Raw genomic sequence first — 11,954 nt, forward strand, 5'->3', positions numbered from 1 at the left:
CGTGTCGGCGGCCAGGGGGTCGGGGTGCGGCTACGCAGGCAACGGTCTGTCCTGGACGACGTTCGTCATGACAAGGGTCGAAGTCAGGCGTTGGACGCCGGGGAGCCGGGCCAGTTGCTGGTCGTAGATGTCACGGGGTGGACAAGGTGTCGGGGGATAGGTCCGCCTCGTGCGTGGCTGCCCAGGAAGCGAGTAGGGCCAGTGCTTCTGCGGACGGGGAGCCGGGTTCTGCGGTGTAGATGGTGAGGGTCAGGCCCGGTTCGGCGGCCATCTCCAGGCCCTCGTAGGCGAGGGAGAGGTCGCCGACGACCCGGTGGTGGAAGCGTTTGGTTCCGGTGCCGTGGTTGCGCACGTTGTGGGCGCCCCAGCGGGTGCGGAACTCGTTGCTGCGGGTGCACAGCTCGCCGACGAGGTCGTGCAGGTCCTTGTCGTGGGGGTTGCGGCCGGCTTCGGTGCGCAGGATCGCCACCGCGGCATCGGCGAAGGTGTCCCAGTCGGGGAAGAAGCTGTGGGAGGCGGGGTCGAGGAAGTTGAACCGGGCGAGGTTCGCCTGGTTGCCCGGGGACGCGTAGACGTCGGCGTGGAAGGCACGGGCGAGCGGGTTGGCGGCGAGGATGTCCAAGCGGCCGTTGCGGACGAAGGCGGGGCCCGCCGTGATGGCGTCCAAGGTCCATTGCAGGCTGCGGTGGGGTGTCCACTGTTGACTGGTGCGGCGCCTGGGACGGCGGGTGAGGGCGTCGGAGCCGTCCGCGGCATGAGCCAGGTTGAGCAGGTGGGCACGTTCGGCGTCGTCGAGCTGGAGAACGCGGGCGACGGCTTCCAGGACGGCCGGGGATACGCCGGCGAGGTTGCCGCGTTCGAGTTTGGCGTAGTACTCGACGCTCATGTCGGCGAGGGCCGCCACCTCGCTGCGGCGCAGGCCGGGCACGCGCCGCCGGGGGCCGGAGGGCAGTCCTGCCCGTTCCGGGGTGATCTTGGCGCGCCGCGAGGTGAGGAACTCGCGGACTTCTTCACGGTTGTCCACACCTCGACGGTACGTCCGACGGACGGCCGGATGGATGGATGTACTGCTGGTACACCCCTTGATGGTGCCTCGCTCATCGCGCCGGACGGTGGTTACGTCGATGACGTGGTGCTTTCCGCCCGGCCGGGCAGTCGGGCTGGTGGACAAGCCCACGTCGGGCGTCGGACGGCACAGCACCGGGCCGGCAGCCCCCACCCCACGGCACAACACATGAGCAGGAGCAAGAACGTGGCACCGCAGCAGTCCCCCTCACAGCAGCTCGTCGGCGACATAACGCCGAAGCTGGCCGACTTGACCGACGACGTCCTGTTCGGTGACGTCTGGGAGCGTCCTGGCCTGTCCAAGCGGGACCGCAGCCTGGTCACCGTGACCGCTCTGACGGCGCTGTACCGCACCGACCAGCTCCGCTTCCACTTGCGGACCGCACTGGACAACGGCCTCAGCCGCGACGAGCTGGCGGAGATGATCACGCACTTGGCCTTCTACGCCGGCTGGCCGAACGCCATGAGCGCCGCCACCGTCCTGAAGGAAATCGTCGCCGAGTCCGGCAACTGACCGACCACGAACCTCCCCCCACTCCCGCAGCGGAGCCGCGGCGCCGCAGCGCGCCCGCAACACCCGCAGGAGTGGGGCTCCGGTCTCGCCCCCACTGACGCCTCCTGATCTCCACAGCCCCCCGATCACGAAACAGAGCAGCCATGGACCACATCACCGAAACGCCCACCATCAAGGGCCCGGCCGATCGCTTCACCGGCGACGTCTACCTCAACATGCTCCAGGCACCCGCCGAGCCGGGCCGCCTGGCCGTCGGGCTGGTGCGCTTCACGCCCGGCGCCCGCACCAACTGGCACTCCCACGCTCTGGGCCAGACCCTCCACGTCACCGACGGCATCGGCTTGGTCGGCACCCGCGACGGCAACATCGTCCGCGTCACCGCCGGGCAGACCATCACCTGCCCCGCAGGCCAGGAGCACTGGCACGGTGCCACCGGCACCACCTTCATGGCCCACATCGCCATGGTCGTCGGCGACGGCACCGGCGATGGCACCACCTGGCTCGAACCCGTCACCGACGAGCAGTACGGGCAGCCCTCCTGACCCTGGGTTCGGCAACCCCGTCATCCCTGCCACGTTCAACAACACCGGTGGGCTCGGCGGCCGCAGAAGCGGCGGCAGGTTATGTCCGGGCTCAAGCGAAGCGACTTATTGGGCACCGCTTCGTGGCTGTGGCTTTTCATCGAAGTCCAATTACTGAGGGCCCTCCGACGGCCATGTCGCAGGGCCCTCTGCCCGGCAGCCCCAAACGGGGGAGGGGGTCGTATGTGCGGAGAACCCCATGAGCTTGGAAGCCCGTGCCTGCCACGTTCCCGGAACCCACCGAGCCGACGGCCCGCACGAACCGGACATCAAGCGATCGAAGTCCTGCCCGGCGAGCGCGTTGGCTCGCCGGGGCATCTGTCGTGACGGGTCGCCTATGGAGTCGCCTGTCGGGTCAGAACTTCTTGAAGGCGACCTTCTTCCCTTGTTTGTCCAGCGGTTGGGGAGTGCTCAATAGTGTTCCGTCGGCCTTGTTCGGCCATCCCGGTGGTTCGATGAAGAACCAGTAGCGGCCGGTTGGCAGGCCGCTGCCCTCGGGGAACGGGACGGACTTCACCACGGTGTGGCTTGCCACTTTGATCGCGGTGGCATTGTCCGGGAGCGGTCCGTACACCACCAAGGCGCTTTGCGATGCGCCGGGCTCCTGTCCGCTTGCCCAATAACCATCGGATGGGTGGTCCCTGTTGAAGCCGCAGGCTCCGGACGACCAGTCTTCGCCAACCTTGGGCCCCTTGGGGCCGTTCACCATCAGGCACACCCCGTCGTCGCTCAGGTATGCGTCCAGCTCCCAGCGAACACCATGGGTCACGTGCTTGGACAACACTATGTAGTCCGGGAGGTGAGGGCCCTTTGCCGAACAGCCGACCAGAAACGCGGAGACCAGCAAGGCGACCGGTCCTGTGGTGAGCAGACGTCTCATGGCGCCGACCTGGATCCCGTCCACGCCGTTGATCTGCACATTGATGCTGCCGCCCGGCGCCAGTTGTGCCTCGGTGGCGCCTGTTCGGTCCCGTGTGTCGACCAGGCGGGTCTGCGTCACGGGGACGTAGCCGCCGGGTGTCGCTCCGGAGGACGACGACGTGAAGTATCCGCTGACATCGACGACCACGCCGACAGTCCCGGACGAGTTGTAGACGTCGACTTTCCCGTCGGACCCGGGCGCTACGAGAACGGAGTTGCTGATGGTCTGTCCGGAGTGGAAGTTCATCACCGACCCCGGACTGGGACGTGACGACCCGTCCGGCCACAATTCCATGTAGCTGGACGTCGAAGTCGGACCAACGGCCACCACGTTGAGGGACACGGCGGACACTCCGCTCGCCGGGATACCCCTTGCCCAAGCACCTGGAAGGACTTTGTCGTCGTGGCTCCGAGCGAGGACGAGATGCCGAGTCCCGACGAAGTGTCGACGATCTTGGCCGACGGAGAGATCGGCACGAACTCCCCGCCCGACCCGGAGGTGTCAGCCGCTGCTGAACCTATCCCTCCCAGCCCGGATGCGAGGAGTCCAGCGGACAACACCACCGCCAGACGTCTCCGGCCCATGCCGGGTCTTCGGTTCCGTCCCCTTTATCTATACGCGCGTCTTATGGACGCCCTGATCGATATCCCCATGGCTTGCCCCCCTCTTCGGTAAATTTCACCGAATCTTCCGGTAAGTCAGAACCATGATCCATCCAGCGCCTGCCAAGCCTTCCAAAAGGTTTCCCTGGCTCGCTGATCGCGCCCCCTGTATCCCGGTGTCCCGCGACATCGGGGCATCGCTGGCAGAGCGGGATCGGAGGGGGACGACAGCGCGGGTCTCCATCTTGTCCCGGTCCCGCTCGGCACCCAGCGTCGTTCCGCTCTTGCGATCCGCTGACACGCTCATCAGGGAGTTGGCCAAGCAGCCGAAGCAGGCCGGGCCGAACGGGAGGAGCTGGTGATCGCCAAGTGGACCCTGAACGGCAGGCGGTTGTCGGCCCTTCGCTCATCCTGGTCTGCGATGGCCGCGGCATCGTGGGAGTAGGGGTTCCAGCGGGCGGGGCGGTGCACGCCGAGGGCAAGATCGGGTTCCCACTCGGTGCCGAGGCGCGGCGGTGGAGGGAGGCACGACAGGGTGGTCACGGCCCTGTCAGATCGCGCCGGAAGTCGCGGATGACTGTGTACCTCGGTGCTGCCAGGCCAGGGTGATGGCGACGGCCACACCGCCGACGCCGACAGTGGCGGCGACAGCGGTGTAGCCGTAGGCGTCGGCGATGGGCCCGCCCGTGAGAGGAGCGAGGAGGTAGCCCAGGATGCCGATCTGGGACCAGAGGACCATCGCGGTGACGATGCGCTGTGCGGGTACGGCGTCGAGCAGGACCCCGATGGCGCCGGTGTTGGCCAGCCCTATGCCGCATCCCGCCACTGCCAGGGCGACGATCCACACCGGCACCGAGGAACTGGCCCCGGCGGCAGCGAGTCCGGCGATGACCAGCGCGGTCGAGGCCATTAGGGCCCGGCGCGGGCTGAGTCGGGCGGCCAGCGCGGCGGCGACGGTCACCAGTACCGAAGTCGCCGCGTAGAGCGCGCCGATCTGGGCCTGAGCGAGCTTGGTGCCGAAGTGCAGTGGCAGCACTCCTTCCAGGGTGCCCAGAGCCATCACCGCAAAGGCGATACCGGCGCTGGCCGCCCAGAACCCGCGTGAGTGCAGTGCCCGGCGGTCGGCGGTGAACGTCGTGCCATGTGCCGGCAGTTGCAGCGCCGACACGGGTACGGCCATCAGAAGGGTGAGAACGAGGTAGGCGGTGAAGGGTCCGTGCACGCCGTGGATGGAGCCGAGCAGGGGAGCCAGCAGGCCGCCCGCGGAGTAGGCGGCGAAGACGCGGCTCATGCACAGGTACTCCTGGCCGGGCCAGCTGGCCAGGGTGGTGAAGGTGATGCCCAGCCACAGACAGCCCGAGCCCAGCCCCATCAACAGGCGGGCCGGCGCGAGAACGGCCAAGTCCGTGTCGAGGCCGAACCCCAAGCTCCCCGTGGCGACCAGCCCGAGCCCGACCAGGATCACCGCTGCCGGTGCCCGGCGCCGCACTGCGGCGCCGCCCAGCGCGAAACCGGCGACCATGCCCAGCGGGAACGTGGCCACCAGCATCCCCATCACCGTGACACTGGCCCCGGTGCGCTGCGCGAGCCCAGGAAGCACCGGTGCGATCAGGCTGTACCCGGCCGCGTCCAGCACCCCCAGCCCCAGCAACACCGCATAGACCGCTGTCGAACGCCGCCCCGCCAGCGGCTCGGGCGCCGGTCCTTCGGCCATGGCGGTCGCGCTCATCGGGCCCTGCCCCGTCGACCTCGGCCATCGCCAGGCCCGGTCGGTGTGGGCGCGGGGCGGCCCATCACTACATCGGCGGCCGAAGGGAACGCCTCCACGCACTCCTGGTTGAGCTGGTAGCGGCTGAAGGAGCCCTCCCGCTCCACCATGACGAATCCCACGTCGGCCAGCCCCTTCAAGTGGTGCGACACCGTCGACTGGCCCACCTCCACCGCGGAGACGATCTGCCCGACCGTCAAGGGCACAGCACTGCGCGCCAGCAGCGTCACGATCTGAATCCGCGTAGCGTCGGCCAGCGCCTTGAACCAGCTCGCGTACTCCTCGGCCTCGGAACGTTCCAGGAGGTCACTCATCGGTAATCGACGATAATAGATAGGTGGGGGCCTGGCTGTCCCCGGCGCGTCGGCGATGCGATCCGTGCCTCCTGGCGTAGGTGCAAAGAGCCCCGAAGCTCCCCGCCAACCGGCCGCCTGGGAGCGCCAACTGCCATTGGGTGTAGGGAGATTGATGTAGCGCCGATCTGGCTCTGTTGCCTGACTGGGGCGTCCTCGGTTCGGTTACAGACCTGGCAACCGGGCGGGAGTTGGCCGGAACTGGGCCGTCTAGTTGGCCCGGAGGGGTTCTCCCACCCCGGGACCGGGCCTAGCGTCAGCCACCCAGTGCATAGGCATATGCACACAATGTGATCAACCTTACGGTGTGGGCCGACTTGGGCACATCCGGGGAAACAGGAGATCACCATGGCAGGACCCGTAACTCCTGGCAGGAGCTGGGCGCCGTACGCCTTGCTCGGTAGCCAGACCGAGGGCACGCCCGCCGTCGCTCCCAGCGCCGATGGACGGCTGCAGGTCTTCGTGCACGGCCCCGACCACGCACTCTGGACCGCCTATCAGACCCGCAACGGCCTCGCCTGGACGCCGTTCACCACCTTCGGCGGCGCCATGACCGACTCCCCTGCCGCGATCAGGCAGGGGAACGGCCTGCTCACCGTGGTCACCCGCGGACCCCACGGGGACGCGTGGTTCCGCTCCCAGAGCGTCATCGACAACGGCTGGCCGGACTGGGGCAAGTTCGGGGGGCAGATCATCGGCACGCCGGCCGTCGCGATCAACGACATGGGCACGGTCGAAGTCTTCGCCCGAGGCCTGGACGATGCCGTCTGGCACGCGCATCAGCTGCCCGTGAGCAACACATGGACCGACTGGACCCAACTCGGGGGCGGGACCATGACGACTCCGCTCGCCGGGCACGTGGACGGCCTCGGACGTTTTCACCTCTTCTGCCGCGGCCTGGACAACGAGATCTTCGACATCGTCAAGGACCACCACGGCGACTGGGGTTCGTTCGTCAAGCTCGCATCCAACGCGGCCGGATCGCCGGCCGTCGTCGAGACACCCGACCAGAGCCTGGAAGTCTTCTACCGGGGAACCGACAACCGGGTCTGGCACATCTACCAGGACCCCACTGGCGCCTGGCACCCGCAGCGGGCCCTCAACGGCCGGCTAAAGGACGACCCTTCCATCGTGATCGGCGCCGACGGGCGGGTGTACGTCTTCGTGCGCGGCTCGGACGACGGGCTGTGGTACGCCGTTCAGACGACGTACGGCGACTCGACCTCCTACAGCGACTTCGACTCGCTGGGCGGTGGCCTCGCCAGTGGCGCGGCCAGCGTACTGGACCGCGAAGGCCGCTTGGAGGTCTTCATCCGGGGCACCGACAACCAGATATACGTGAGGGCCCAGCAGTACACCTGACACTCGGGGGCCTGGTGCATGTCTTCATGGATGTACGTAGGAGGCACGCCACCCCGAACTGAGACGGGAACTGAAACGAAGGATCACAAGGGGCGGCCCCTCAGGGGGGCGCCCCTTGCCTATTGTGCAGCTCAGCCCGTGCCCGCTCGGTGAGCCAACCTGTTGCCGACGAGCGCCGTGAACTACCACTTCGCGCCGTTTCCACGCGGTTCCTCACGGGCCCCGGGTTCCCGACGCCAGGGCAAAAACGCCCGCCAAAAGGGACACCCCGGCGAGCACCAGGAAGAGATGTGAGTGGCCGCCCAACGTAGCCGCGAGAGCGGCTCCGGCGAAGGGTGTGGTGGCGCTTGCGATGGTGACAGGTGCTACGAGGAGGCCTGAGAGGCGGCCGTAGTGGGTGGTTCCCCAGCGGTCGCTGACGGCGGTGGCCTGGAGGAGGGTGAGGTTGCCGCGGACCATGCCGGCCGCGAGCGCCAGGGCGATGAGTGTGACCACGACGACCCTGCCGAGGAGCCTCCCCCAGCCTTCGGCCGGGAGGTGCCCCCAGGGATAGAGATCGGTCACGGCCGCTCCCTCGTGCGCCGTCGGGCGACGGGAACGGTCATGGGGTCTCGGCCGGCCACCACGGTGTTGGAGACGGACCCGATGCCCTCCACGGTGAGCGTCACGGTGTCGCCGGGCTTGAGCGGCGCCGGGTCCTGCTCACCCCGTACGCCCCACAGCTCGGCGAGGCAGCCGCCGTTGCCGCAGGTCCCGGAGCCGAGGACGTCACCGGGGCGTACGACGGTGCCTCGCGAGGCGTAGGCGACCATCTCTTCGAACGTCCAACTCATGTTGGACAGCAGGTCCTTGCCGACCTCCTTGCCGTTGATCTCGGCGGTCAGCGCGAGGCGCAGGAAGCCGTCCGCGTCGCGATACTTCGCCAACTCGTCGGCGGTGACCAGGTAGGGCCCGAGTGTGGTGGCGGTGTCCTTGCCCTTGCAGGGGCCGAGGCCGACCTTCATCTCGGCGGACTGCAGGTCCCGGGCCGACCAGTCGTTGAAGACGGTGTAGCCGACGATGTGGTCGCGTGCCTGCTCGGGGGTGAGGTCGCGGCCCTCCTTGCCGATGACGGCGGCGACTTCGAGTTCGAAGTCGAGCACGCTCGACCCCGGGGGCATGGGGATGTCGTCGTGCGGGCCGTACACCGCGTACGGGTTGGTGAAGTAGAACGTGGGGGCCGCGTACCACTGCTCGGGTACACCGGCGGCTCCGTCCACTGACTTCCGTATGCCCTCGACGTGTTCCTCGAAGGTGACGAAGTCCCGCACGGTGGGCGGCTGGAGCGGTGCCAGCAGTCGTACATCGGAGACGTGGGGGCCGGCTGGCACGTCGAGCATCTCGGAGCCCGCGTCGAGCAGTTCGGGCAGACCGCCGCCCTCGGCGAGCAGGCCGGTCAGCGAGGTGACGCCGGTCAGGGGGTGGAGCGTACCGTCCTCCTCGACGAGGCCCACCTGGCGTCGGTTGCGGTATTCGTACGTGGCGAAACGCATGGCGGTTTCCTGTCTGCGTGATCGGCGTGAGGGGTGGGCACGAAGGCCGGGGGCGCGGCAGGGGAGTCAGGGCAGTGACGGGGTCACCGCGCCTCCGGGGACTCGGGGCTTCGCCGATCAGACAGGCGGGGCGACGAAGACGCCGCGGTCGACGTCGTTGAAGGACTCCTTGGTGACCAGTTCGTTCATCGGGTTGGCGGTGCCCCACTGGTCGGTGACCTCGGGCTGGGAGAAGTCGTAGACGTGGGGGTGCCAGGTGTCCTCGTCCAGTTCCTCCAACTCCGTCGTGTACTCGACGGTGTTGCCGTGCGGGTCGAGAAAGTAGGTGAAGGTGTTGTCGCCCGCCATGTGCCTGCCCGGGCCCCAGATCTTGCGGGCGCCAGAACGGATGACCCGGCCGGAGCCGCGCATGTACTCGTCGATGCCGCGCATCTCGAAGGAGACGTGGTGCAGGGAGGTGTGCGGGCCCTTGGCGATGGCCATGGAGTGGTGCTGGTTGCTGATCCGCATGAAGTGCATGACGTCGCCGATGCGCGGATGGCCGAGCGTGTCGGAGTGCCGGAAGCCGAGGTGCTCCTCGTACCACGCCTTGGTCTTGTCCAGATCCGGCGAGTTGAGGACGACGTGCGAGAGCTTGACCGGGATGGACTCCTTCTCCTCGATCCTGCGGTGCTGCCGCACCCCGACGTCGGCGGAGACCTCGACGGTGCGGCCGTCGACGTCGAAGAAGCGGAAGCCGTATCCGCCGCCGGGAGTGTCCACCTTGCCCGGCTGGGAGACCAACTGAACGCCACTGGCGAGGAGTTGCTCGGCGAGTGTGTCCACGTCGGCGGGGCTCGCGGCGCCGTAGGAGACGAGGTCGAGGCGCTTCTCGTCGGCTTTGCGCAGCCGTACGACGTACTGTTCGGGGCTGCCCTCTGCGGCGAGGAAGGAGATGCCGGAGTCCTCGGCGACCTTGGTCAGGCCCCAGACGCCGGCGTAGAAGTCGAGTTGCTTGTCGTAGTCCGGCACGGCGAGGTCGACGTGCCGGAGGTGCGTGAGCAGACGGTTACTCATGGGTTCCTCCTCAGGTGAGGTTGAGCAGAACGGCGGCGTTCGCACCGCGCACGGAGTGGAAGTCGTGGTCGGTCAGATCTGCCGCGCGCAGTGCGGCCAACGGGTCGTCCGTGCCCATGTCGAAGGGGAAGTCGGAGCCGAGCAGGACACGATCGGCGCCCGCGACCCGAACCAACTCCCGCAGCACGTACGGGTCGTGGACGAGGGAGTCGAAGTACAGCTGCCGTACATAGCTGCTCGGCTCGCGTGAGCAGTTGTGCGCGTCGGGGCGGGTCTGCCAGGCGTGGTCGGAACGGCCGAGATGGGTCGGCAGGTAGCCGCCGCCGTGCGCCGCGATCAGCTTCAGGCCCGGGTGGCGGTCCAGGACACCGGAGAAGATCAGATGGGAGAGGGCGACGGCGTTCTCGGTGGGCTGGCCGACGGTGTTGGACAGATACCACTGGTCCAGGCGCTCGTCGAGCGTGCAGCCGAAGGGGTGCAGGAAGAGGAGGGCTCCCGTCTCCTCAGCCCGCGACCAGAGGGGTTCGTACGCCGGATCCGACAGTTCGCGGCCGGGTGCGTGCGAGGAGATCTCCACCCCTCTCAGTCCCTGCTCCAGCGCGTGGTCGAGCAACTCGACCGCGAGGTCGGGGTGTTGGAGCGGAACCAGGCCCAGGCCGTGCAGGCGGTCGGGTGCCTTCGCGCAGTGTGCGGCGGTGCCCTCGTTGGCCAACCGGCAGACCGTCGCGGCCAGTTGGGGCCCGGCCCAGTAGTGGTAGTGCGACGGGGACGGACTGACCAGCTGGATGTCCACGCCCTGCGCGTCCATGGCCGCGAGGCGTACGGCGGCGTCGGTCAGCTTCGGCACGCGGGCGCCGACCATCGGGCCGTTCACGGCCAGGGCGGCCGGGCCGTTGCGGCGGGCGTCGAGGGCGCGGGCCTCGGCGAGGCCGGGACGACCGGCGACGGTCTCCTCGACCTCCGGGAGCAGAAGGTGGGCGTGGACGTCGATGGTGGGCACGGAGGACGCGGTGGCGGTCACGGGCGCTCCTTGAGGAGGGTCATGGTGCGGCCGATCAGCCCTGCCATGTCGGCATCGCGCACACCGTCCAGCTGCCACTGGCCGATCTGCACGGATGCCTCGACGACGGTGCGCACCCGAGATATGCGGCGGTCGTAGTACGCCTGGAACAGTTCGTCGCCCCAGTCCTGTCCACTGCTGAGCAGCTCGGCCAGGACGAGGGCGTCCTCCAACGACATGGCCGCACCCTGGGCCAGGGTGGGCGGACAGCAGTGGGCGGCGTCGCCGACCAGCACGACCCGGCCCCGGTGCCAGGAGTCCTCGACCAGCAGGCGGTCGAACCAGGTGTAGTTGACCTTCTTCGGGTCGGTGATGTGCTCGGTGATCTCCGGCCAGGCACCGCCGTAGCTCTGCGCCAGGCGGCGCATCTCGTCGGCGTAGGTGGCCGGGTCGATGGAGGTTCGGTCGCGGCACCCTTCGACGACGTACGCGTAGATGGTGTTCTCGCCGGTGGGGCAGTAGCCGGCGATGTAGGCGGGGCCGCCGTAGGCGAGGTCGGTGCGCGTCACGCTCGCGGGCCGTGGGGCGGCGATGCGCCAGATGGCCATGCCGGTCGGTTCGGGCTTGTCGGTGATCCCGATCTCTGCGCGGGTGGCGGAGTTGAGTCCGTCGGCGGCGAGCACCAAGTCGTAGCGGCCGGTCGTGCCGTCGCTGAAGTGCACCGAGACACCGTCGGCGTCCTGGTACAGGATCTCGGCAGTGGCGCCCAGGCGGATGCCGGCACCGGAGGCGCGGACCGCGTCGATGAGGATCTGCTGCAGCTGGGGGCGTTGCATGCCCAGGGTGGCGGGCAGGTCCTTCCCGCCGGTCTGGTTTTCCTCGGCGACGAACAGGACGGTGCCGTCGGGGGCGGTCACGCCCAGCGATCCGAAGGCGTACCCGGAGGCTTCCACCTGTTCCCACACGCCCAGTTCGCGCAGGACGCGCAGGGCGTTGCCCTGGAGGGTGATACCGGAGCCGGTGGTGGCGTTCCAGTCGGGCCTGGCCTCGATCAGGTCCACGTCCATGCCTGCACGGCGCAGCATGATGGTGATGGCGTTGCCTGAGGCGCCCCCGCCGATGACCAGGACGGAACGGGCGGGGCTGGTGGGGCTGTCAGCCATGTCGGGGATACCTCCCGGGGTTGGGCCGCGCGACTT

General features: G+C 68.5%; 11 protein-coding genes and 2 pseudogenes. 3 read left to right on the plus strand and 10 right to left on the minus strand.

Going from position 1 to position 11,954, the window contains the following annotated elements; genetic code table 11:
* Positions 1–30: 30 nt before the first annotated feature.
* Positions 31–129 (minus strand): annotated as a pseudogene (locus AC31A1_RS35030) (Lrp/AsnC family transcriptional regulator); the annotation flags it as partial.
* A gap of 1 nt (position 130) precedes the next feature.
* The gene (locus AC31A1_RS35035) at positions 131–1,024 is read right to left on the minus strand and encodes a helix-turn-helix transcriptional regulator (protein WP_489657175.1); all 894 of its coding nucleotides are present in this window, start codon (positions 1,022–1,024) and stop codon (positions 131–133) included.
* Between the two features lie 210 nt (positions 1,025–1,234).
* Here AC31A1_RS35035 and AC31A1_RS35040 point away from each other — a divergent pair, with 210 nt between their 5' ends.
* Positions 1,235–1,579, plus strand: a complete 345-nt coding sequence (locus AC31A1_RS35040; protein ID WP_489657176.1) for a carboxymuconolactone decarboxylase family protein — start codon at positions 1,235–1,237, stop codon at positions 1,577–1,579.
* A gap of 143 nt (positions 1,580–1,722) precedes the next feature.
* Positions 1,723–2,121, plus strand: a complete 399-nt coding sequence (locus tag AC31A1_RS35045; protein WP_489657177.1) for a (R)-mandelonitrile lyase — start codon at positions 1,723–1,725, stop codon at positions 2,119–2,121.
* Between the two features lie 394 nt (positions 2,122–2,515).
* Here the strand turns inward: AC31A1_RS35045 and AC31A1_RS35050 are convergent, their stop codons facing one another.
* The 3 genes from AC31A1_RS35050 to AC31A1_RS35060 form a co-directional block, all read right to left on the minus strand.
* Positions 2,516–3,424 (minus strand): hypothetical protein, encoded by a 909-nt coding sequence (locus tag AC31A1_RS35050; protein ID WP_489657178.1) that lies wholly within the window; start codon positions 3,422–3,424, stop codon positions 2,516–2,518.
* Between the two features lie 810 nt (positions 3,425–4,234).
* Positions 4,235–5,413 carry an MFS transporter gene (locus tag AC31A1_RS35055; protein ID WP_489657179.1) on the minus strand — a complete coding sequence of 393 codons (1,179 nt, stop codon included), beginning with the start codon at positions 5,411–5,413 and terminating at the stop codon, positions 4,235–4,237.
* Positions 5,410–5,766, minus strand: a complete 357-nt coding sequence (locus AC31A1_RS35060; protein ID WP_489657180.1) for an ArsR/SmtB family transcription factor — start codon at positions 5,764–5,766, stop codon at positions 5,410–5,412. Before AC31A1_RS35060 ends, AC31A1_RS35055 begins: the two co-directional genes overlap by 4 nt.
* 387 nt (positions 5,767–6,153) lie before the next feature.
* On the opposite strand from AC31A1_RS35060, the gene AC31A1_RS35065 reads away from it, so the two are divergent.
* Positions 6,154–7,167, plus strand: coding sequence for a PLL family lectin (locus tag AC31A1_RS35065; protein WP_489657181.1), 1,014 nt, complete (start codon positions 6,154–6,156; stop codon positions 7,165–7,167).
* A 213-nt stretch (positions 7,168–7,380) separates the two neighbouring features.
* Here AC31A1_RS35065 and AC31A1_RS35070 read toward each other — a convergent pair.
* The 5 genes and pseudogenes from AC31A1_RS35070 to AC31A1_RS35090 all read right to left on the minus strand — a co-directional run.
* Positions 7,381–7,653 (minus strand): annotated as a pseudogene (locus AC31A1_RS35070) (MFS transporter); the annotation flags it as partial.
* 74 nt (positions 7,654–7,727) lie between these two features.
* Positions 7,728–8,699 (minus strand): fumarylacetoacetate hydrolase family protein, encoded by a 972-nt coding sequence (locus tag AC31A1_RS35075; protein ID WP_489657182.1) that lies wholly within the window; start codon positions 8,697–8,699, stop codon positions 7,728–7,730.
* 117 nt (positions 8,700–8,816) lie between these two features.
* Entirely contained in the window at positions 8,817–9,755 is a 939-nt protein-coding gene (locus AC31A1_RS35080; RefSeq protein WP_489657183.1) for a VOC family protein, read from the minus strand.
* Between the two features lie 10 nt (positions 9,756–9,765).
* Complete coding sequence (locus tag AC31A1_RS35085) at positions 9,766–10,776, minus strand: amidohydrolase family protein (RefSeq protein WP_489657184.1); 1,011 nt, start codon at positions 10,774–10,776, stop codon at positions 9,766–9,768.
* Positions 10,773–11,918, minus strand: a complete 1,146-nt coding sequence (locus AC31A1_RS35090; RefSeq protein ID WP_489657185.1) for an FAD-dependent oxidoreductase — start codon at positions 11,916–11,918, stop codon at positions 10,773–10,775. The genes AC31A1_RS35085 and AC31A1_RS35090 overlap by 4 nt, the downstream gene beginning before the upstream one ends.
* Positions 11,919–11,954: the final 36 nt, after the last annotated feature.

It is taken from the genome of Streptomyces sp. P5F9 (genome assembly GCF_057961495.1).